Here is a 22,999-nt window from a genome sequence, read left to right on the forward strand (position 1 = left end):
TGTAACGTCGAATTAAGACACCGCTTCGTAGCGAATATCTTGCAGATTGAAACCCAAATCGATGTCTGTTTTGAGTGCTGAAACGAGCTTACATACGCGAGCCGATTCAATATGCTCATCGAATTTCTTACGATACTTTTTCGGTAAGTCTTCAGCTAGGAATGCCGTTTCTATATCTGGATACGTTGTTAATATCTCTTTGGCCGCTTTTGGTCCAACGCCAGGAATCCCCGGCACTTGGCTTGAGCTGATGCCCGTTAATCCCCAGTAATCTGCGAGCTGTTCAGGTTTTACGCCAAATTCCGCTTCGATAAAGGGTTTATCTAACCAACGGTGCTGAAAGTAATCACGGATCTGTAGCGTTGGTGATAACAGTTGGCAGTAGCCCTTATCCGTAGAGATGATGGTGACCGTTTCTCCGTGATCGGCCACTTTCTTAGCGAGCGTAGCGACTAGATCATCCGCTTCATCACCATCAGATAGCAGTGAATCAATCCCTAATTCCCACCAAGCTTGTTGGATAGCATCAAGGCCTTTCATTAATGGTTCAGGCATCGGCTTGCGGTTTTGCTTGTAGGCAGGAAGGACTTCAGCGCGCCAGCCTCGATCTTGTAAATGATGATCAAATACCGCAATGATATGGGTTGGCTTTGATTCTTTTAGGATGCGATTAAGAGTACGAGCAGTAGTGGTGATGGTTCTTGCAATATCGGTTGGGTCCGGCTGAACAGAGTGAACGCGTCGGATGAGATTCAAAGCATCGATAATAACAAGATGGATAGACATAAGTTTCCACTAAATAGGCAATAAATAAGGGGCTGCTAGCCCCTTATAGTAACGTATCACTTAGTGAGTTGAAACGTTGGCGACGTAAACGTCATGACTTGTTTAGCTTTATGCTTATGGCCTGTTATCAATCACTTGTCGTTAATCGCTGCTAGGCATAATTTTATAGCAAGGAACGTAGTCAGTGCCACCCGGTAGTTTCATGCGATGCTGTTCAACAAAGTCATTCAGCAGTTGATCCATTTTGGTCATCAGTTCTTTGTCGCCATCAATCAGGAATGGGCCGTGTTTCTCTATCTCTAGAATACCTTCGGCTTTGACGTTACCGGCCACAATGCCAGAAAACGCTTTACGTAGATTAGCTGCAAGGCTTTCTGTTTTCTGGTCCATATGAAGATCAAGTGCCGCCATAGACTCATGTGTCGGATCGAAGGGCAGTTGGAATTCAGGCTCAATATGCAGTGACCAGTTATAGCTATAAGCATCGCCGGTCTCTTTACGGTGAGAGCGTACATCTGGCATCGCTTGTTTCATGATTTTCGCAGCGCGTGCTGGATCATCAATCACGATTTCGTAGTGTTTCTGAGCCTCTTCCCCGAGGGTTTCCCCGATGAACTTATCGATAGAGCGGAAGTAAGCTTCACTCTCTTTTGAACCCGTTAATACAATCGGCATGGGTTGGTCGACGTTATTTGGGTGCATCATGATCCCTAAGATATACAGCAACTCTTCAGCCGTACCGGGGCCACCAGGGAAAATAATGATGCCATGCGCCATACGAACGAATGCCTCAAGACGCTTCTCGATATCTGGCATGATCACCAATTCGTTCACTATCGGATTTGGCGGCTCAGCAGCAATGATTGAAGGTTCAGTAAGCCCCAAGTAACGATGATCAGTATAGCGCTGCTTAGCGTGACCAATCGCCGCGCCTTTCATTGGCCCTTCCATTGCACCTGGTCCACACCCCGTACAGATGTTGAGTTCACGTAGTCCAAGTTCATTACCTACTTCACGAGTATATTGGTATTCAGTGGCATTAATTGAGTGGCCACCCCAACACACGATCAGGTTAGGTTCGATGCCCGGCGTAAGTGCGCCTGCATTTCTCAAAATACCAAATACGAGGTTGGTAATATGAGTGGCATTAGTCAGGTTGAGTCTTTGGTTGTCTGCAAGATGCATGTTGACGTAGACAATGTCACGCAGCACTGAGAATAGGTGCTCTTGGATACCCTTGATGATTTCACCATCGACAAAGGCATGCTCTGGTGGGTTGCTCAGTTCGAGCTTGATACCACGCTCACGTCGCACGACTTCAACATCAAACGATTGATACTTGTCGAGCAACTCTTTGGAGTTGTCGGTGTGGCTTCCCGAGTTAAGTACCGCTAACGTACAGTTACGATACAGTTGGTACAGATCACTAGACGCGGTTTTCTTAAGACGCTCAACTTCAAGTTGAGAGAGTAAATCCATGCTACCGGCAGGGCTGATATGAGTGATCATAGTGCCTCCTTGTTGAAAAGAGCAGGGGGACGTTGAAGTGACCCTCTGGCTCGAGAGTGAGAAGCAAACGTTGAAAGTGTTTGGTTAAAGGTGAGAGAGTTAACCAGACGAAACGGTTACGACAGCGTTGCTTAATGGATTATATAATCTTGCTTAACAGTCTATATGCAGGTGCTTAACGGTATATACATGGGTGCTTAATAGCAGATGTATAGATGCTTAAGAGCTAATATAAAATAAATTAAGAGCGTATATACAGCATTGCTTGCCAAGAATGCTTGTTAATCGAATGTTAATCATTAGCTTAGCAAACATTGAGGGAAATGGTATGTGATAAGTATTTGAAAAAATGAAATAAATTAAATCTAAGGCTGACTTAGTTCCAAACAAGTTGGTTGGTACCGCGTTGCTTTGCTTTGTTTAGCGTCTTATTAAGTCTCTCTAATACTTCTTCAGGCGTATCAGACTCTTTAAACTGAGTACTTGCCGCACACAAGGTAATTGTGATTTGTTGGTCACGGAACTTAAAGGGTAGGCGGCTTACTTGAGCTTGGATGTTTTGAATCACTTGGTGGCAATATTCATCGGTTTGTTCTGGCAACAGCAAGACAAACTCTTCTCCAGAAAAGCGAGCCACGGTATCGGTTGTGCCTGCTTCTTTAGTAATTGTTCTCGCGATGATTTTAAGTGCCTTATCACCCGCGGTATAACCAAAGCTGTCGTTGATGGCTTTGAAGTTGTCTATGTCGAGTAGCACTACGCGCAGTGAGTGTTGTGCACGAATCCAACGGCGATACTCAAGCTCTAAGCGATCAGTAAAGGCGGTGCGATTGTAAACTTTTGTGAGCGGGTCAAGTAGCATACGCTGAGCCTGATCTTCTAAGCGCTTGCGGTAATCTTGGGTGACTTCATAGAGTGAATCTAACTGAGTCTTCCCATAACTCATTCTCTCTATTAGAGCTTGTTCTTTCTGTTCTGCGTGATTCAGTCTTTCTGAAAGAGAGGCGATTTCAGTGAGTAGCGGATTAATCGTTCGCTTTAAACTATCAATTTCCTTCGCTTTCTCTACAGAGTTCTGGCTCTTAATGACAAGTTCACTTAACTCAGAGTTAAGGCCTTGGCGGTGCTCAAAGTAACTTTGGCTCTGATCGGCATTTTGGTCTGCCGTTTTGATACTGGAGGCCAGCGAAGAGTTTAGCTGATCGATAAATTGTTCAGACTTCTTACGCTCTAGGTTGGTGCCTTCAATTACCAGTTTGAGGATCTGAAGTGTCAGCTCAAGCAGATTTTGTGTGGAAACACCCAGTAGCAGTTTCGCTCGAATATCGGTAAGCAAATCACCCGATTCACCCTCGAAATCGAGTTCAGTGATCAGATGTTGTAATTCGTTTGATAGGTCGGAGAGGAGTTCTTGTTCTGGAGAATGCGTAACGTCGGCAAAATGAGTGCGTGAGTTATTCGCCATAATCTTAATGGCACGCTCATAAATACCGAGAAGTTTCATGGCATGGTCGACTTTCTGACTGCCATTGCATTCGGAGAAGCTAAGTAAGTTTCGTAGGTCGCGTTTAAGCTGCGCTGGAAGGCCTGTTATGCGTTGCAGCGTTTCCCCACTGTGCTTAATGCTATCGTCCAGACATCCGTTCTGTTTATCCATAGCCAACGTTTTCTGCTTAAGCATCCTTTCTAATACTGCCAGCTTTGGGATCATCGAGCTAATGTCTTTTTGCTTTTCTAGCTCTTCCCGAAGGGCAATGAGGTTTTCATCTAAATGGCTGTTACTGCCAACACATGCGTCACTTAAAGATGTGACGATACGCTTTAGAACTTTTTGTTCTCTAATAAATTTGAACGAGGTGTCTCTTTGCGTCAAACGGACCTGCTCCAACTGAAGTTTCAGCTGGTGGAGTTGCGCCTGAATGTCTTTTTCAAGAATGCCCATAGATGTATTAATTAGCGCCGCGTAGACCGAGCTCGATCATTTTGATGAAATTCCGTTGCATCGATAATAACAAAACTAAAAATAAGGTCACGGCTTGCCGCTCTTAACCGCTCGCAAATCAGTCATCTTTTAGCATTTTTTTGATGTTGTCCTCATTCTGGTATGACGATTGTATCTTTATTAACCCTTGATTAATCGCATGTTTACACGCTTCTCTTATGTTACCAGTTGCAAGACTCGCTGCGGGCGCATTATCGATAGCTTTTAAGTATACCCATTGACTGCTGCGCTCTTTGAGACTGATCTCACGCGCTAGATTCGTCGACATCAATAACACATCGAGTAGTTCTTGGTCGTTAATTGCAGTGTAAGCGCGTGGCAGGAACGGGTAGTCAGCGATGCCCATACGGACTGTTCGGTTGATGTTTCGCTCGGGTTCGAAGTCATTAACCCAAGATTGAATCTTCCTGAACAGAGCTTCAGGTGATAAATCACGGTCAGCGTTGGGCTCGATATAAAGCAGGTTCGCATCCGAGAAATGGTAGACACGAGCTGGGCCTTCAAGCTTAGATTTGAGGAATTCACCAAAAGCATCTTCGAGTTCTAGGCCTGCTTTGTAACCGTTCTGCGTGTACATATTACGTAGGAAAGGTAAGTCAATCATCACGAAGCGTAAACGGTCGTTGAGCGGTTCATGAATCAATTCACCAAGCTGCCACTGCTCAAAGGTTTGGCTGGTTTGTTCCAATGAATTTGAGAGTTTCGCATTCAGCATTCTTAGATTAGGAAGCTTAGAACGCGAATGCGTAAAGAGGTCGGTACGCAGTGAGTCGACCTCTTTGGCTAAGGTTTGAATGAGGTAGCCTCGGCGCAGCACAAAGAAGAATAAGACAATGCTGAACAAGAATAGGGCAAACGAAATCTTTTGGAACTTACGATGTTCTAGTTTGTATTTCTCTAGCTCTTGTTCTTGGCCTGCATAGTGCAGGGTTTGTTCGGCAAACTCTTTTTGTTGCCGGAATGCGTCTTCCCCAACACGGTTGAGTTTTTGCTGCTCTAAAGAGACAAGGCTGTTGTATTGCTTGAGATTTGCCAATGCTTGCTGTGGACGACCTGCCTGTTCATAACCCAAAGAGAGTAAATAGTATGAGCGTTGCGACAGGCGCATATTTTCTACCTGTCGCGAGATCTCAAGTGCACGTGTCGCATGCTTGATCACATCTTCGCTCTCTTGCAGGTGGTAAGCCAATCCTGCTGATAATAGCGCAGCACGACCTTCCAGTTTTGGAATGTCGGTGTACTCTAGCAGTTCAAGGGCACGGGTTAAGTACTGCTCAGCTAGAGGGTAGTTATAGAGGCGTAAGTAAGTTGCCGATAGACTTAGACGAATATCGATGACTTGGTGGATATCTCTGTCGGTACTTTCGTGGTCAAGGACGTTGAAAAAATGCACTAGAGCAAGGTTATATTTACCCTGTAAGAAGTACACATCACCCATCTTTTTAAGTACTTGAGCTAATATAGGAGAATTTTCAAAGTTATCGTAAAAATCAGCAGCTTGAGATAGGTGCTCTAATGCCTTATCTAAGACTTGGCGCTCAAAGAAAAGCTGTGCAAGCAGGCGATTGACCTTGGCTAAGCGTGAACTCAGGTTACCTTCTACTGATTTCCAGTAGCCATACAACAACTCAGAGAGTGCGTGGTTGTACTCTTTATGGGTTAGATAAAATTCACCGACCGCGATGTGGTAGTCGATGGTAACTTTTTCTGAGTAACGCTGATCGAGGTAGGTTTTTGCTTCTTGATAGAACTTCTCGGCTTCGTCGACCTTATTGTCATAAGAGGCGATATCAGCTTTCAACATGATCAAACGGTAGGTAATACCTTCTGTTAAACGTAAGGTTTTATTCACCGATTCTAGGTTTGCTTCAATACTTGTCAGCTCTGCTGTGGCTGTGGCTGACTTTCTGTCACTCAGCCAAAGTAAGCGAACTTTTAGGATCTGAAGATCCAGCTTTAGGTAATTAAGCTTATAGGTTTTTGCGAGTTCAGAGGCTTTGTCGATGTTTTTAATCGCAATACGAATGTTGCCTAGGTTGTATTCCGCTTTGGCTAAGATCTTATACGCATCGATACTGCTGTTTGGTGTTCTAATTGAAGAGTCTGTCTCTTCGCGAGAAATCGCTGAAGGGCTTTTCTCACGTTGATCAGAAAGGACACGAAGCGTTAGGTAGCTGTTAGCCATTTGTTTTGCTTGGCTCGGCTCGATCTCAACCAAGTTATTGGCTTCATTGAGTAGCGCCGACGAATAAACCGACGCATTGACCGATGTGCTTAAGCTTAAAATAAATAGACTAACAACGTATAACCAACGCATTTCAATGTCCCTTTAAAGATTTGGTAGGTTCAAATAAGTGTGGGTGGTTCACGCCTGATTATTGGCGAGCCATACGCTTATTGTGGCTTGGTCTATCTTGCTCTGTTGAACGGTATGGATTGATATCCAGACCACCACGACGCGTGTAACGTGCAAACACGGTTAGCTTCGATGGCGCACAGTATTTCATGATATCAGTGAAGATACGCTCAACGCATTGTTCGTGGAATTCATTGTGCTCACGGAAAGAAACTAAATAGCGTAGCAGAGCTTCACGGTCAATTTGCTTACCTGAATATGCGATCTCAACGCTGCCCCAATCCGGTTGATTGGTGATCAAGCAGTTCGACTTCAATAAGTGGCTATGCAGAGTTTCTTCTACTTCTTGTTCGCCAGCAGCACCTTCAAGCAGTGACGCTTCAAAATCATAGCTAGTGATTTGGATATCTTGGTTGTCGATACAGTCACCCTCCATCGTCACGATAGGTTGGTTCGTGTAGTCGGTTACTGAGTTTACATTCACAACCACAGGTTCGCCTGCACATGCAGACAAATCTTGGGTCAGGCGCTCAGTGACTTGAGCCCAGCTTTCAAATTGAGTCTGGTTATAGCTGTTTAGGTACAGCTTGAAAGATTTTGATTCAATTAAATTTTGGCTGGTGGCAGGGATGAAAACTTCACCCACCGCTACTTGTGGTAGGCCGTTGGTGTTTAGCCACGAAAGCTCGTACATCGTCCAAATATCATGACCAACAAAAGGCAGCTCGCCGTTTAGCGCAAGATCATCGCGATTAAGGCTACGAGGCACTGGTTGCAATAAACTTGCATCGTATTGGTTAGAGTACTCAGTTTTTTGGCCAAGGGTTAAACCCGCTAGCTCTTTTGCGTCAGAATATTTGCTCATACTTTCGTTTCAAATTCGATTAGAATGGGGTCGATTTTACTGAATCCCCATTACCCTGTCATTAAGTCATCGCTTAATCGGTGCTGAAAGGGCTCGGATTCTATTTATTATTTTGTGTTTAGGAGATTTTCATGACTCAACGTGCTCAAGACGCACTACTTTCTTTTAGTCAGCGATACGTTGACGCGTGGCAGCAGCAACACCAAAGCTTACCTCGTAATGAGGAGTTGGTGGACATCGTATCGCCATGCGTAGAAGAAAAGAGTGGCGATGCCGTGTTGTGGAAGCACTATCCACGTGAGCAATTCGCGGATTTCACCAACGTTGAAACCGGTATTGAGTTGACTCTGCATGAAGACATTAAGACTTTCTACGGTGCACAATTCAGCGCAGATATGAACGCGACCTTCGATGGTAATGAATTGACTCTGTTACAGATTTGGAGTGACGAAGACTTCGAATGCCTGCAAGAAAACATTTTAGGTCACCTAGTCACTCAGCGTCGTTTAAAGCTAAAACCCACGGTTTTCATTGCCGCGACCGATGCAGAGCTAGATGTTATCTCTATCTGTAATCTGACGGGGAACGTGATCCTAGAGCGCTTAGGCACCAAAAATCGTGATGTATTAGCCGAGACATTGGCAGAATTTTTAGAAAAGCTACAACCAGCGGTATAAATAGATGTACGTACTAGAGCTTCAATTTGAGTGTTTTGATAACACAACGGTCAGCGCTGTCGATAAGGCAGTTAATGGCTTGATGGATGCACTTCGTTACAACGGACAAGTGCTAGGACGTGAGTTTCCAATCGTGATGGGCGACGGCGAATTCTATGTTCGCGTTGTGTGCCCAGAGCAAGACAGCTTGCACCCACGTAATCATTCAGATTTCGTAAAGGTCTGTTTTGAACGCTTATCAGCTGCGAGTTTATTAGCACCTAAGATGCGTCTGCTTGGTCGAGATCTGAACTCAGAAGAAGTGGCAGAAGATGAAACGCCAAGTTGGCAGGTGTTATACACGACATTCGTGCATACCTGTTCGCCGCTGCGTAGTGGCGATAGCTTGTTGCCGATCCCTTTGTACCGCAACCCGCCAACCTTCAATGGTGACCATAAAGCCGTGTTGAAATGGCAGACTGAATGGCAAGCCTGTGATGAAGTACAAATGGGCGGGGGTTGCCGTGCTGAACATGCAACGCTGACCGAGATTAGCGATACCAAAAGCGTATTGTTCAAACGCGGCTGGGGCTTGAGAGGGCGCATTGAGTACCTCACTAAGATCCCAACGTATTACTACTTATACCGTGTGGGCGGCATTAGCTTAAAAGCTGAAAAAGAGCGTAAATGCCCACAATGTGGTGGCGAATGGCTGCTTGATACGCCTATTCACGATATTTTCTATTTCAAGTGTGATGACTGTCGATTGGTGTCAAACATCTCTTGGGATCACCTGAAGTAACCCTTCGTTTCGCTTAAACCTGAGATGCTTTGTTTTCTAGCAAGCCTTTATCATTAAAAAAGGGGCTGACGTTATGTCAGCCCCTTCGGGTATCTATACAGTGCTGTCGTTTAGTTGATTACCAACCTTTAACTACGCCACCTTGGAAGATATCAGAAGCTGCGTTGTACACTTCTTCAGTTTGGTAAGCTTTTACGAAGTTCTGTACGTTTTCAGCGTTTAGATTTTCTTCACGAGAAACGATTAAGTTTACGTATGGAGAATCTTTGTCTTCAACGAAGATGCCGTCTTTTTGCGGAGTCAGGTTGATAGAGCTCGCGTAAGTTGTGTTGATGATAGACAGTGCAACATCATCAAGAGAACGTGGCAGTTGAGCTGCGTCTAGTTCAACAATCGTTAGGTTCTTAGGGTTACCCACAATGTCACGAACGGTTGCTAGAAGACCAGCGCCTTCACGAAGTTCAAGAAGACCTTGTTGCTCAAGAAGAAGTAGAGAGCGACCTAGGTTTGTAGGGTCGTTTGGTACTGCAATACGAGCGCCGTCTTGGATTTCATCTACCGATTTAACTTCTTTAGAGTAACCTGCAATTGGGTAAACAAACGTGTTACCAGCGATTGTTAGCTTGTAACCACGGTCAGCCACTTGCTGATCTAAGTACGGTGCGTGTTGGAATGCATTGATATCGATCGAACCGTCATCTAGCGCTGCGTTAGGTGTTACGTAATCTGTGAAAGTCACTAACTCAACATCTAGGCCGTACTGCTCTTTTGCTACTTTAGCCGCTACTTCTGCAACTTGTGCTTCAGCACCTGCCATTACGCCAACTTTGATTTTAGAAGTATCCACTTCTTTCTCGCCACAACCTGCTAGTACTAGCGCTGAAGCTGCCGCTGCGATAGTCAGTAAACCTTTAAGGCTAAATTTCATAATAATCTCCTTTTAATAAATCTATTTAATTTGGTTCAGACGACTCTTGTCTTAGATAGTTTGCGTTTTAACGCTGAGTCTTTATCTGTGGTCAACGCGGCGAACCAATGAATCACCGATTGATTGAATAATTTGTACCAGCACAATCAACATTACTACTGTCACAGCCATGATGGTCACATCGTAGCGGTGGAATCCGTAACGAATCGCGACATCACCTAGGCCACCACCGCCTACAGTTCCGGCCATTGCTGAGTAGCTCACCAGAGTCACTAACGTAATCGTTACTGAGTTGATGATAGTCGGAAGTGCTTCAGGAAGCAGAACCTTATTGATGATTTGTGTTGGTGTTGCGCCCATTGATTGAGCTGCTTCTACTAGACCTGTTGGTACTTCAAGTAGCGCACTTTCGATAAGTCGAGCAACGAATGGGATAGCGCCAATCGTTAGTGGAACAATCGCTGCTGTTGTACCGATGAAGGTACCAATCAACATCTTAGTCAGTGGGATGATTGCAACCATCAGTACTAAGAAGGGCACGGAACGGCCTACGTTGACAACCGCACCAAGAATTTTGTTTAGCTTGGTGTTCTCTAACAGACCACCTTTTTTAGTCGTGTGTAGAATCACGCCTAATGGGATTCCGACAGCGAAACCAACGATGCCTGCAACAGCAACCATGTAAAGAGTTTCACCTGTTGCGCCTAATAGAAGGTTACCGTTAAGGCTGATCCAGTCAGCAATCTCGTTGAAACTAAAGGACATAGCCAAGCACCTCTACTTTTACATTGTTGTCGCGTAGGAATTGGATAGCAGCATTATCATCTGCTTCATTACCGAACAATTCAGCAACCATCATGCCGAACTTCACGCCGCCGGCGTAATCAAGGTCAGAGCTTAAGATGCTAACGTCGATGTTGAATTTGCGTGCGATTTGCGTCATCAACGGAGCATCGACCGTTGCACCTGTAAACTCAAGGCGTACCAGTGGATAGCTGCTGTTTACGCGAGTATCTTGCAAACGTGCTTGGTAATCTTCAGGAATCGTTAGATCGAGCGTTGAACGAATGAACTGATGTGCCAGCTCTGTTTTAGGGTGTGCGAATATTTCACCCACAGTGCCTTTCTCTACTAGCTCACCATCACCAATGATCGCGACTTCGTGACAGATGCTTTTAACCACATCCATTTCATGAGTAATCAGTAGGATAGTGATACTCAACTTACGGTTAATTTCACGTAGCAGCTCAAGAATAGATTGAGTCGTTGCTGGATCCAACGCACTGGTCGCTTCATCACATAGCAGTACTTTTGGGTCTGACGCTAGCGCACGAGCAATCGCGACACGCTGCTTTTGACCACCACTTAAGTTCGCAGGGTAGGTATCACGCTTATCCGATAGACCGACAAGCTCAAGTAGTTCACTCACTTTCGCTTCAATCGCAGCTTTATCTCTACCAGCAAGCTCTAAAGGCAGTGCTACGTTGTTAAATACAGTACGAGAAGACAGCAGATTGAAGTGTTGGAAGATCATGCCGATGTTACGGCGAGCTTCGCTGAGTTCTGATTTGCTGAGTTTTGTCAGGTCAATACCGTCAACAATCACTTCACCTGAGGTCGGGGCTTCCAACATATTTACACAACGGATCAGGGTACTTTTGCCTGCACCTGAAGAGCCGATAACTCCAAAGATTTGACCTTGAGGTATGTGAAGGTTGATATCGATTAAGGCATTGATTTCTTTAGTGCCTTGATAAAAAACCTTGTTGACTTGATTCACTTTAATCATAGAGAAACCCGTGCAGGTGGAACAGAATAATATGTCGATAGCTCGCTCGATTTACAGACGATGCTATGGTGTTCTATGATCTAAGTCAATAGATATTTTTACGTCTAGACGGCTAAACGTCGATTGTGTTGCTAAGGTAGAAACAAATCGTTAACGAACGCAAAACTAAATAGATAGTGATGAAGCAAATAAAGCGTGTAATAATTAATGATTAATAGAGAGTTGATAGAGAACTGAATTTTGTCTAAACCGGCTGTTTTTTTAGATCGTGATGGTGTGATTAACGTTGATCATGGCTACGTACATGATGAGCATGACTTTGAATACATCGATGGTGTGTTTGAAGCGGCAAAAGCGTTTAAAGATATGGGCTATTTATTGGTACTTGTGACCAACCAATCTGGTATAGCACGTGGCAAGTTTAGCGAAGATCGTTTTCTTTCTTTGACGCAGTGGATGGATTGGAACTTTGTCGATAATGGCGTTGAGTTAGATGGTATCTATTACTGTCCTCATCACCCTGAACACGGCATTGGCGACTACAAGCAAGATTGTGAATGTCGCAAGCCTAAACCTGGTATGTTCATTTCGGCGCGTGATTTTCTTAAAATTGATATGGCTAACTCTGTCATGATTGGCGATAAAGCTGAAGACATGATGGCCGCAGAAGCCGCTGGTGTTGGTACCAGAGTATTGGTGAGAACCGGTAAACCCGTGACTGAAAAGGGTGAGGCACTTGCCAGTGTCGTGCTAGATAGCATTAAAGATGTACCAGCTTTCCTAAAAGGCTGATACATTTTCCTATCGTTAACAGGCTTACTTATTACGTGGGTTCTAACCAGTCAACTGGGGTGCTAACCCATAAATAAGATATCAGCGCCGTTAACTATATAAAGATGAGGAACGCAGTATGAAAGCATTGTTGGCAGCATCTCTATGTACGGTAGCGTTAGTCGGGTGTTCTAAATCCGCGGCGCTTGATGGTGCAGTCTCGGACGATCAATTCGTGACTTATCAATGTGAGTCTGACGCTTCATTTAAGGTCGCTTACCTTGGTAATGAAAAAGCGGTATTACGTTTGCCTGAGAATGAATATCGCCTAACTCAAATAGCGGCAGGTTCAGGAACGAAGTACATCTTAGATGATGGAACCTCTGAACTGATCAATAGCGTCACCTTACGCACTAAAGGTGACAACGCACGTCTAGAACTTGGTCGTGTCGTCTATAAAAATTGCCGAAAGTAAGTCATAGTTAACTTCTAGGATTTACAAACAGTTAAGTGAGGGGGTATGCCCTCGCTTTTTCCTCTCTTCCCTTTAACGTTAGACTTTTTATGAGCAAAAAACTCACTATTCTCGATATTGCTAAGCTGTCCGGTGTTGGTAAGTCAACCGTATCTCGCGTTCTGACCAATGATCCAAAAGTGAAACCTGAAACCCGTGAAAGGGTGGAAAGAGTAATTCAAGAATCTGGGTACTCGCCTTCAAAGTCTGCACAGTCTATGCGCGGTGGCAGTCAAAAAGTCATCGGCGTAATCATTTCTCGTCTGGACTCTCCTTCTGAAAACAAAGCGGTAAGTACGATGCTGGCCGAGTTGTATCGAGCGGATTACGATGTGGTGATCATGGAAAGTCAGCTTGATAGAGAAAAAGCCAATGAGCATCTGCAGGTTCTCAAGCGTCGCAATGTAGACGGCATTATTGTATTCGGTTTTACTGACTGTGATATTCCTGCGATTGAAGCTTGGGAACACAAAGCGGTGGTGATTGCTCTGGATACCGAGAACGTGACGTCGATTAACTATGATAACCAACAGGTGATCAATAGTGCGTTAACGCATTTAGCAGATCAGGGGATCTCTGAGGTTGGCTTCATTGGCGTTGATCCTAGTGACAAATCAACCGGTGAACTGCGTCTTAAGGCTTATCTCGAGTGGTGTGAAAATACAGGTTCAATTGCGAACTATCGTACTGGTCAACTTCATCATGAAAGCGCTTATCAGTTGGTGGATGAGGTGCTTGCTCCTGCGACTCAAGCGATTGTTTGTGCGAGTGATACACTGGCTCTTGGCGTAATCAAACGTCTGCAAGAGTTACAACGTGAAGATGTGGTGGTGACTGGCGTTGGTGGCAATGATCTTCTCTCTTTCTTGTTCCCTCGAGTATTTAGTATTGATCCTGGATATCAATCTGCGGGGAAATTAGCCGCTAATCTATTGATCTCTCAGCTTTTAGGCAATGCAGAGATCTCTCATCACACTCAATCTCCTATTCTATAATTCACTCAATCAAGCGAAATTGAACCGCTTAGATTAAAATTAGAGTGTGATCTCTTTCAATTAATGGGACTGTTCCCATTTTAATTTATTATTCATGAAGGCATTATAATACCCGTAATTGGGAATGTTCCCATTAATCTAAATCGAGTGGTTATAGCTGCATGGTTTAGAAGAGTAATTGAATGAAACCAGGGTGGGGTAGTATGAGTAAGATAGCGAAGCAAGACGTTGCGCGTCTTATCGAGTTAGTCGGTGGCAAAGAGAATATTGCGAGTGTCAGCCATTGTCTAACTCGACTGCGTTTTGTATTGAACGATACGGAACAAGCGAACAAAGCAGAATTAGAGAAGCTTAAACTGGTAAAAGGCTGCTTTACGAACGCAGGTCAATTCCAAGTCGTGATTGGCACCGAGGTTGATGAGGTGTACGCACTTCTGATTGAGCAAACTGGTAAAGATGCATCATCAAAAGATGAGGCGAAGTTGGCTGCTCGTCAAAATATGAACTTCCTTGAGCGTGGTATCTCCCATTTAGCCGAAATTTTCGTACCACTGCTGCCTGCCATTATTACGGGTGGTTTGATTCTTGGTTTCCGTAATGTGATTGGCGACATTCGCATGTTCGACGGCAAAACCTTAGTTGAAATCAGCCAGTTCTGGGCAACCGTTCATTCTTTCTTATGGTTGATTGGCGAAGCTATTTTCTTCTTCTTACCGGTTGGTGTGTGTTGGGCAACGGTTAAGAAACTCGGCGGAACGCCAATTCTGGGTATCACACTCGGTGTGACCTTGGTTTCTCCACAGTTGATGAACGCTTACATGATAGGTAAATCGGTACCTGAGGTGTGGGACTTTGGTCTGTTCGTGATAGAGAAAGTCGGTTATCAGGCTCAGGTGATCCCTGCGATGTTAGCGGGTGTGGCTCTGGCCTTCATCGAGACCAACCTTAAGCGCATTGTTCCTTCTTATCTGTACCTCGTTGTCGTGCCATTTGTCTCGATCATCTTGTCTGTGATTCTAGCGCACGCCTTTATTGGCCCATTCGGTCGTATGTTAGGCGATGGTGTGGCATTCGCGGCTAAAGTGGCAATGACTGGTGACTTCGCGATTCTTGGTTCAGTGGTCTTTGGCTTCCTATACGCACCTTTGGTTATTACAGGTATTCACCACACAACCAACGCTGTGGATCTACAACTGATGCAAGACTTAGGTGGCACACCAATCTGGCCTTTGATTGCGCTATCAAACATTGCACAAGCATCTGCTGTAGTTGGCATTATTATTTTGAGTAAGCGTGAAGGCGAGCGAGACATATCAGTACCCGCTGCAATCTCAGCCTACTTAGGTGTAACAGAGCCTGCGATGTACGGCATCAACCTTAAATACAAATTTCCAATGCTGAGCGCAATGATCGGCAGTGCCGCAGCGGCTGCAATCTGTGGTAGTGCCGGTGTGATGGCGAATGGTATCGGTGTTGGTGGTTTGCCGGGTATCTTATCGATTCAACCTCAATATTGGTCGATTTACTTAGTCGCGATGTTGGTGGCGGTTGTACTGCCGATAACGCTGACATTGTTCTTCTATAAACGAGCACAGATGAAAGGCGAACTAGAAACCGCCAACGCGTAATGCATTTAGCAAGCGATGACTTCAAGTGAGTCATCGCTTTTTCTCTTATTTATAGCTTTTTCTTTTAGTTATAACGGCTATTCGACCATGTAAGCATGGTGATTTTTATTTTATATTTTCAGGTAAGTGAGTGTTAGAGATGGCGATGACTGAACATGATGAAAGCTGGTGGAAAACCGCAACCATCTATCAAATCTACCCAAAGAGCTTTTGTGACAGTGGCAGTAAAGGTACTGGCGATATCAAAGGGATCATTTCGAAACTGGATTACCTCAAAAACTTGAGCGTGGATGCGATTTGGCTAACCCCGGTTTACGCATCTCCTATGATCGATAATGGCTACGATATTTCAGACTACTACGCGATTAACCCTCAATTCGGCACCATGGAAGACTTCGACTTATTGCTGTCTGAAGCGCACCAACGTGGCATTCGCATCGTGATGGATATCGTGGTAAACCACACTTCGACAGAGCATGCATGGTTTCAATCTGCTTTGGGCGACAAAAACAGTCCGTACCGCGATTATTATATCTGGAAAGATCCAGTAGTTGGCCAAGCACCAACGAACTGGCAGTCTAAGTTCGGTGGTAATGCATGGGAATTAGATGAGGCGACAGGGCAATACTTCCTACACTTATTCGCCAAAGAACAGGCTGATTTGAACTGGGAGAACCCGGTTGTACGTGAAGAAGTGAAAGACGTTATCAGCTTCTGGGCTGAAAAGGGCGTCGATGGTTTCCGCCTTGATGTCATTAACCTGATTTCGAAGCAGCAAGACTTCCCTAATGATGATATTGGTGATGGTCGTCGTTTCTATACCGATGGCCCACGTGTGCACGAATATCTAAAAGAGATCAGCGAAGCGGTATTCCAGAAATACGGCAGCGTGACCGTAGGTGAGATGTCTTCAACCACGTTGGATCATTGTCAGCAGTATTCAAACGTTGATAACAGTGAGCTATCGATGGTGTTTAACTTCCACCACCTTAAGGTCGATTACACCAATGGTGAGAAATGGACCAACGCTCCCTTCAATTTCTTACAGCTCAAGTCGATCTTTAACCACTGGCAAACTGGCTTGAACGGAAAAGGTTGGGGTGCACTATTCTGGTGTAACCACGACCAACCAAGAGTCGTGAGCCGCTTAGGTAACGATCAACAATATCGCGTTGAATCAGCCAAGATGCTTGCTGCGTCAGTCCACATGATGCAAGGCACGCCGTATATCTATCAAGGTGAAGAGATTGGTATGACCAACCCTGGTTACACCGAGATCAGCCAGTATCGTGATGTTGAGAGTACCAATATGTACGACATCATGGTGAACCGTGATGGTGTAGCTCATCAAGATATGATGGCGATTTTGGCGCAGAAATCCCGTGATAACTCTCGTACACCAATGCAATGGAACAGTGAGACGTACGCTGGATTTTCGCTATCACAGCCATGGTTAGATGTTGCGAATAACTACACTGAGATCAATGCTGAGCAAGCGCTTGAAGATAAAGATTCTGTATTTTACTTCTACAAGGCTTTGATTGAGTTACGTAAACGAGTACCGGTGATTACTCATGGTAGCTATCAAGACCTACTGCCTGAGCATCCATCCATTTTTGCGTATGTTCGTGAGAGTGAAGGACAAACTCTGCTGTGCATTAACAACTACTATGGTGAAGAGGCTGAATGCGTTTTACCTGAACGTTTTGAGATGGCGAAGGCTAAGAGCTTGTTGTCTAATTATCAAGTGAGCGAGAGTTTAGTGGCGTCTCATCATCAAGTTTTGCGACCTTACGAGACTCGTATTCTCTTGATCGAAGGTTAGCCTTGTTTTTATTTCAATCGGCTTGATTCTCATTCCCCTTAAAGGATTCGGCTGTTAAAAGGCTTTGGAGTGCTCCCCAAAGCCTTTTTTATTGTTTGCGGTTTCGCGGTCAAGTTTAGGTTTAGTGAATCTAAGTCAAGGCTAGCTAATTGAGGTCAGTATCGCTGCTGATTCTTCAATAGTAGATTGCTCTACAGACATCAATTCAATATGTTCAATTAAGCCGATACTTGGGTTGAACCAGCGCTCTGATGATGTGCCAAATTCTGCGGAATCCATGCCTTCACAGTTGATGTTGTAGGTGTTTTTCTCTGTTAGGTTCGCAGCTTCGATTGATTTATCAGAGATCTTGAAACTCTTACGTACACCTGTTTCTTCAATCTGTTGTTGCCATGTGACTCGGCACGAAGCGTCAGTTGGAAGGCTTGCTACCCACGAGTGATCTTCAAAGTCATTCAGCATGTTAACGACTGCTTCGCCATCTAACGTGACTTGTAACGAAACGGTTTCCTCACTGATATCAATGATTGGGTTACTCTCTTTTACGTCAGCCCCCTTTAAACGGAAAAGTGGACTGCTTTGCATGACGGTTGTGATGTATTGGCTACCAATAAAGTAGGCATTGGTGATCTCGTGCAGACTGCGGTCGGGGCCTGCAAAATAAATACTGCCGTCTTCTTGGGTACCTTCAACATTTATGATGATGTCTTCAGAAACATAGAACTCGGTAATGCCGTCATTGATGAGGTCATTGATAACTTGAACAACTGCTTCATTACCGGTCTCTTCTTCTAGCCCTGTAATAATGAGTGCACCGCTTACAGGTGTGAAGCTCATTGTCATCAAGCCTTCAGTCTGACCATCTGTGGTCAATGAGTAGCCCAATGTTGTTTCTGATTTAGGGGCAAATTCAGAGCTCGCAATTGGGTAATCAACCTGATTGTTTGGACCTTTGTTACCATCTGTTGAACCAGAAGAAGAGCCGCCTCCGCCGCCACAACCATAGAGAGCAAAGAGAGAGGTTGCTAGCAGGGTCATTGTTTTTTTCATGTTGAACATTCCTAAAGTTGGAAGCCCTTGGTGGGCCCGATGTTTTTAGGAATGTTATTGTTTGAAGAGTAAATAGGGCAAAAAACGAAGTCACATAAGATCTTAATTTATGTTTAAGTTATTTATTTTAAATGGTTTTTTGTTTTGATTTGAGATCTGTTGCCCAACAGCTGTGCAGTAATTCAGCATTAAGCTTTCCCACTGTTTTATGATAAGTGGGTCTTTAACGCTTAGCTTCAAGCTCTTCCAAGGTTGCAGGCAAGTCGATTTTGATTCTGGTTTGGATAGCCGGGCGAATAGATCTTCGGATGGAACCACTCTCAATAATGCAACTAGAGACTCCATGTAGTTCAGGCGAAACTTCTCCATGTTGTCTTGCTTATAAGCGATATGAGATACCATCATATAAACCAACGCATTTTCGATCGTAGAGTTGCCTGAGGTATTGGTCAGAAGCTCTTTTGAGGTTTGCAGGTCTCTTAGTTTGAAATGAATGATACCAAGCCACAGCTTCAGTTCGTCTGGTAGTCGGTTAAAACGAGTTTGAACAAGGTTAGTGAACGCGACGAGCTTCTTCTGATCTGTTTCAAATAGCGCAAGTTGACGCGCAATCAGAGTCGACGTCATGGTATTGAGCTTGATGCCATCAAGCGCTATGGCTTTTCCACTTAGCAATTCGCTGACTTCGGCATTGTCGACTGACCATTCTGGTGGTAATGGTGCTGGCAGTGCAAAGTAGTTAGCTAGCTCTCGGTTGATCTCCATAAGGCTGCTGCTGATATTATTGACATCAATAGAGTAAACACCACCAAATGCGAGCTTCCCTGAGTTTGGGTAAATCAGGCTTATCTTTGCGATAAGGCGTTTGTCCACTTCTTGATCTTTGAGCTGAATGTTAAGCATGTAATCACTGGTACGCATGTTCTTTGCGCCCGGAAAGAAGGGAGAGCTATCAATAGGGTCAAGGAAGTAGCTTGGCGCATCTTGGTTTGCAAGATCGGTGTAGGCGTATTCAATCTGCTGTTGAAGTAATAATGCTTTTACGACTTTTCGGTATTTTCTGGAATTCTCACCAATGGCATCCAATCGGTTCAGGAGAAGCTCGACCTTAGGAATCAATCGTTGGTCACGTTCAATTTCTGAAGCGCGAGTGGGAGATTGCCAAAGCATGTAACCCATTACCGCAGTGCTGATCAGCAAAGCCAAAGACACCACGATTAACCAAGGGTTAACTGGATTAGATCTATTCCCTTCTTGACTGACTGGAGATTCCAGTTCTGCATCATTCGGTGCAGTTTCAGGGGAGGTCGCGGCAAAACTAACCGAGTTTGGGTTTAGAAAATAGCCTTTACGTGGGTAAGTCACTAGTATTTTGGTTGCGTCGCTATCAGGCAGGTGTTTTTGAAGTACTGAACGTAACGTACTGATTCGGTTGGTCAGAACATTTTTGGAAATGAAGTTGCTTTGCCAGACAGATTCAATGATGTGCTCGGCGGCGAGCGGTTGACCAACGCTGGTAAGAAATAACTCTAAGAGCTCGATAGAACGAGGCTCTAAATCAATGACCTGCTCGTCGCAGCTTAAGACTCGTGTGTTGGGGTTGAACTCCAAGCCTTCAATATAAATAGAGGCTTGTTGGTCTTTGGCGCTGGAGAGGTAATCTTGCATAGAAAAGGCGACGGTTTATAAAACCTAAATTCTAGCTGTTTTTGTTACTAAAAACAGCTAGTAATTCATAGGGGGATGGGTATTAAGACGCGTAATTCACCGAGTAACGAGTAGGCTTGTGGTTCATTGCTAATACGATGTTCAATACTGCGGTGCCCAATACCGAAACGGCAATTACCCAAGGCGATACGAAGAAGCAAGACGCAAACAGAATACAGGCATCAATGCCCATCTGAGTTTTACCTACAGAGATGCCATAGCGGTCTTGGATGAACAAACATAATACGTTGAAGCCACCCAAGCTTGAGCGGTGACGGAATAGGATTAACATACCTAAGCCCATTAATAAGCCACCGGCAACAGCACAGTAGATCTCGTTATGAACTTCTAGTGAGATAACGAGGTATAAATGATCGGCAAACACAGAAACTAACGCACCAGCAATTGCACTGCTAATGGCAAAACTACGGCCAAATCGTTTCCATGCCAATAAATAGAATGGACAGTTGGCCACAAAGTACAAAATACCGAAGGTTACAGGTAAGAATTGACTCAAAAGCAGAGCCAAGCCAGTAGTACCACCGGTAAGCAGGTTCGCTGACTGTAAAAAGAAGACGCCTAACGCCACTAAAAACGTGCCAGTGAGAATAGCTACCCAATCTTCTTTACGTGAGTGTTTTTCCATCGTTTTAATAATTACCTAACCAATAAAGGCGTGCATAGTAGAGAAAAACCTTAGCTTTCGGTAGCTTGAGGGGCAAAATTAAGGTAAACCTATGTAATCTGCGTTTTACAGGGTGTAAAGCGTAAAATTGACAGTAAGCGTCATCTTTGGTTGGATAAGCTTAATAACCATGATGAATCTTATATGTGATTATGAAAAAACTGCATGATAAAATTGCAATTAGCTCTTTATGACCTAGATCAAATTATGTAGAATGCGTCACATCAAAACGGTGACGGAAACGTTTGCTTTCGGTCGTTGTGTGGTTTTTTTGAAACTTTCAGTACAATCTGAGTCAGGAGATACAGATGCTTAAGCGTGACATGAACATTGCTGATTACGATGCGGACCTATTCGCAGCTATCCAAGAAGAAACTCTTCGTCAGGAAGAGCACATCGAACTTATCGCTTCAGAAAACTACACAAGCCCACGTGTAATGGAAGCTCAAGGTTCTCAACTTACAAACAAATACGCTGAAGGCTACCCTGGTAAGCGTTACTACGGTGGTTGTGAGTTCGTAGATAAAGTTGAAACTCTAGCAATCGAACGTGCATGTGAACTGTTTGGCGCTCAATACGCGAACGTACAACCTCACTCAGGTTCTCAAGCAAACAACGCTGTATACATGGCACTACTGAATGCTGGCGATACTGTTCTAGGTATGAGCCTAGCGCACGGTGGTCACCTAACTCACGGCTCTCCAGTAAACTTCTCTGGTAAGCTTTACAACATCATCCCTTACGGTATCGATGAAGCAGGTCAAATCGATTACGAAGAGATGGAAGCGCTAGCTATCGAGCACAAACCTAAGATGATCATCGGTGGTTTCTCAGCTTACTCTCAAGTTTGTGATTGGGCGCGCATGCGTGAAATCGCTGACAAAGTAGGTGCTTACTTCTTCGTAGATATGGCTCACGTTGCGGGTCTAATCGCTGCAGGCGTTTACCCGAACCCAGTTCCACACGCTCACGTTGTTACAACAACAACGCACAAAACGCTTGCTGGTCCTCGTGGTGGTCTTATCCTTTCTAACGAAGGTGAAGATCTTTACAAAAAGCTAAACTCAGCAGTATTCCCTGGCGGCCAAGGCGGTCCTCTAATGCACGTTATCGCTGGTAAAGCAGTAGCGTTCAAAGAAGCTCTAGAGCCAGAGTTCAAAGAATACCAAGCTCGCGTTGTTGCTAACGCAAAAGCAATGGTGGCTGAATTCCTAGCACGCGGTTACAACATCGTTTCAGGTTCTACAGAGAACCACTTGTTCCTAGTTGACCTAATCGACAAAGACATCACAGGTAAAGAGGCTGATGCAGCACTAGGTTCAGCTAACATCACAGTGAACAAGAACTCAGTACCAAACGATCCACGTAGCCCGTTCGTTACTTCAGGTATCCGTATCGGTTCTCCTTCTATCACTCGTCGTGGTTTCTCAGAAGCAGACGCGAAAGAGTTAGCAGGTTGGATGTGTGACATCCTAGATAACATGGGTGATGAGTCTGTTATCGAAGCAACTAAAGCAAAAGTACTAGAAATCTGTAAGCGTCTACCGGTTTACGCTTAATTTTTCTGCGTAGTAATTTGAACTTCGTTGTCGAGCATGCTCACTTACATCCGTAAGCTCCGCGTGCTCTCCTAGAATTTCAAACGACTACTTTGAAAAATACTTTAAAGGGGCTCATTGAGTCCCTTTTTGTTTTAGGGAAAGGTGTTGAAGATTCTGCACCTGTTCCTTGAACTAAAGCTATTTGATTGAAAAATACGATTTGAAAGGCTCCTGTTGGGAGCCTTTTTGGTATTCGTAAGTAATAAAGTCGTTGTCGAGCATGCTCACTTACATTCGTAAGCTCCGCGTGCTCTCCTAGAATTTCAAACGACTACTTTGAAAAATACGATTTGAAAGGCTCCTCGATAGGCTGTCTCTTGATCACAAGTCTGGTTAATCAAGAGACTTAGCGAGTTCATACCCTTCAAGGATGGTTTGTAACCTAAGCCATCCTTGCCATAACGCCTTTATAGAAGCGCGACCTGTTCGCTTGGTATTCTTCCAACCACCTAACCGAGCAATACCGTTGTAAGCCCATGATATATTAGGCGCTTCTTTCGGTAGTTTTTTGCTCTCCAACTTGAGCCACA

19 protein-coding genes and 1 pseudogene are annotated in these 22,999 nt (G+C 44.5%); 8 read left to right on the top strand and 12 right to left on the bottom strand.

The window, feature by feature from the left end; translation table 11 throughout:
* Window positions 1-12: 12 nt before the first annotated feature.
* From xni to queF, 5 genes are all read right to left on the bottom strand, one after another.
* Window positions 13-786, bottom strand: coding sequence for a flap endonuclease Xni (gene xni / locus H5300_RS18295; RefSeq protein WP_102561141.1), 774 nt, complete (start codon window positions 784-786; stop codon window positions 13-15).
* A gap of 141 nt (window positions 787-927) precedes the next feature.
* Window positions 928-2,295, bottom strand: a complete 1,368-nt coding sequence (gene ppnN, locus H5300_RS18300; protein ID WP_182796567.1) for a nucleotide 5'-monophosphate nucleosidase PpnN — start codon at window positions 2,293-2,295, stop codon at window positions 928-930.
* Between the two features lie 376 nt (window positions 2,296-2,671).
* Window positions 2,672-4,237: a GGDEF domain-containing protein gene (locus tag H5300_RS18305; protein WP_182796568.1), complete on the bottom strand. Its 1,566-nt coding sequence runs from the start codon at window positions 4,235-4,237 to the stop codon at window positions 2,672-2,674.
* Between the two features lie 118 nt (window positions 4,238-4,355).
* Entirely contained in the window at window positions 4,356-6,614 is a 2,259-nt protein-coding gene (locus H5300_RS18310) for a lipopolysaccharide assembly protein LapB (protein ID WP_102568722.1), read from the bottom strand.
* 58 nt (window positions 6,615-6,672) lie between these two features.
* On the bottom strand, window positions 6,673-7,518 hold the full coding sequence (queF, locus tag H5300_RS18315; RefSeq protein ID WP_102511211.1) for an NADPH-dependent 7-cyano-7-deazaguanine reductase QueF: 846 nt from the start codon (window positions 7,516-7,518) through the stop codon (window positions 6,673-6,675).
* A 131-nt stretch (window positions 7,519-7,649) separates the two neighbouring features.
* On the opposite strand from queF, the gene syd reads away from it, so the two are divergent.
* Complete coding sequence (gene syd / locus H5300_RS18320; RefSeq protein ID WP_017089736.1) at window positions 7,650-8,195, top strand: SecY-interacting protein; 546 nt, start codon at window positions 7,650-7,652, stop codon at window positions 8,193-8,195.
* Between the two features lie 4 nt (window positions 8,196-8,199).
* A complete protein-coding gene (locus tag H5300_RS18325; RefSeq protein ID WP_017079382.1) occupies window positions 8,200-8,976 on the top strand; it encodes a Zn-ribbon-containing protein in 777 nt (258 codons plus the stop codon).
* A gap of 118 nt (window positions 8,977-9,094) precedes the next feature.
* On the opposite strand, the gene H5300_RS18330 is transcribed toward H5300_RS18325, so the two are convergent.
* The 3 genes from H5300_RS18330 to metN form a co-directional block, all read right to left on the bottom strand.
* On the bottom strand, window positions 9,095-9,904 hold the full coding sequence (locus tag H5300_RS18330; RefSeq protein ID WP_004734371.1) for a MetQ/NlpA family lipoprotein: 810 nt from the start codon (window positions 9,902-9,904) through the stop codon (window positions 9,095-9,097).
* Window positions 9,905-9,985: 81 nt separating this feature from the next.
* A complete protein-coding gene (locus tag H5300_RS18335) occupies window positions 9,986-10,669 on the bottom strand; it encodes a methionine ABC transporter permease (protein ID WP_004734372.1) in 684 nt (227 codons plus the stop codon).
* A complete protein-coding gene (metN, locus tag H5300_RS18340) occupies window positions 10,659-11,693 on the bottom strand; it encodes a methionine ABC transporter ATP-binding protein MetN (protein WP_004734373.1) in 1,035 nt (344 codons plus the stop codon). Before metN ends, H5300_RS18335 begins: the two co-directional genes overlap by 11 nt.
* A gap of 240 nt (window positions 11,694-11,933) precedes the next feature.
* Between metN and gmhB the strand changes: the two genes are divergently transcribed.
* The 5 genes from gmhB to treC all read left to right on the top strand — a co-directional run bounded on the left by gmhB (window position 11,934) and on the right by treC (window position 17,426).
* Complete coding sequence (gene gmhB / locus H5300_RS18345) at window positions 11,934-12,485, top strand: D-glycero-beta-D-manno-heptose 1,7-bisphosphate 7-phosphatase (RefSeq protein WP_004734374.1); 552 nt, start codon at window positions 11,934-11,936, stop codon at window positions 12,483-12,485.
* A 118-nt stretch (window positions 12,486-12,603) separates the two neighbouring features.
* Window positions 12,604-12,939, top strand: coding sequence for an MliC family protein (locus H5300_RS18350; protein WP_004734375.1), 336 nt, complete (start codon window positions 12,604-12,606; stop codon window positions 12,937-12,939).
* An 89-nt stretch (window positions 12,940-13,028) separates the two neighbouring features.
* Window positions 13,029-13,973: a trehalose operon repressor TreR gene (gene treR / locus H5300_RS18355; protein WP_004734376.1), complete on the top strand. Its 945-nt coding sequence runs from the start codon at window positions 13,029-13,031 to the stop codon at window positions 13,971-13,973.
* Between the two features lie 203 nt (window positions 13,974-14,176).
* A complete protein-coding gene (treB, locus tag H5300_RS18360) occupies window positions 14,177-15,601 on the top strand; it encodes a PTS trehalose transporter subunit IIBC (protein WP_016791314.1) in 1,425 nt (474 codons plus the stop codon).
* A gap of 139 nt (window positions 15,602-15,740) precedes the next feature.
* The gene (gene treC, locus H5300_RS18365; RefSeq protein ID WP_029224618.1) at window positions 15,741-17,426 is read left to right on the top strand and encodes an alpha,alpha-phosphotrehalase; all 1,686 of its coding nucleotides are present in this window, start codon (window positions 15,741-15,743) and stop codon (window positions 17,424-17,426) included.
* Window positions 17,427-17,567: 141 nt separating this feature from the next.
* Here treC and H5300_RS18370 read toward each other — a convergent pair whose 3' ends face one another.
* The 3 genes from H5300_RS18370 to H5300_RS18380 all read right to left on the bottom strand — a co-directional run bounded on the left by H5300_RS18370 (window position 17,568) and on the right by H5300_RS18380 (window position 20,829).
* Window positions 17,568-18,476 (bottom strand): hypothetical protein, encoded by a 909-nt coding sequence (locus H5300_RS18370; protein ID WP_182796569.1) that lies wholly within the window; start codon window positions 18,474-18,476, stop codon window positions 17,568-17,570.
* 102 nt (window positions 18,477-18,578) lie between these two features.
* A complete protein-coding gene (locus H5300_RS18375; protein WP_182796570.1) occupies window positions 18,579-20,144 on the bottom strand; it encodes a winged helix-turn-helix domain-containing protein in 1,566 nt (521 codons plus the stop codon).
* Between the two features lie 82 nt (window positions 20,145-20,226).
* A complete protein-coding gene (locus H5300_RS18380; RefSeq protein WP_016784986.1) occupies window positions 20,227-20,829 on the bottom strand; it encodes a YitT family protein in 603 nt (200 codons plus the stop codon).
* 347 nt (window positions 20,830-21,176) lie between these two features.
* Here H5300_RS18380 and glyA point away from each other — a divergent pair, with 347 nt between their 5' ends.
* Window positions 21,177-22,427: a serine hydroxymethyltransferase gene (gene glyA, locus H5300_RS18385; protein WP_017084166.1), complete on the top strand. Its 1,251-nt coding sequence runs from the start codon at window positions 21,177-21,179 to the stop codon at window positions 22,425-22,427.
* 375 nt (window positions 22,428-22,802) lie between these two features.
* On the opposite strand, the pseudogene H5300_RS18390 reads toward glyA, so the two are convergent.
* Window positions 22,803-22,999 (bottom strand): annotated as a pseudogene (locus H5300_RS18390) (IS4 family transposase); the annotation flags it as partial.

Origin of the sequence: Vibrio sp. SG41-7 (assembly GCF_014164465.1) — a bacterium.
Taxonomy (GTDB): Bacteria; Pseudomonadota; Gammaproteobacteria; order Enterobacterales; family Vibrionaceae; genus Vibrio; species Vibrio splendidus.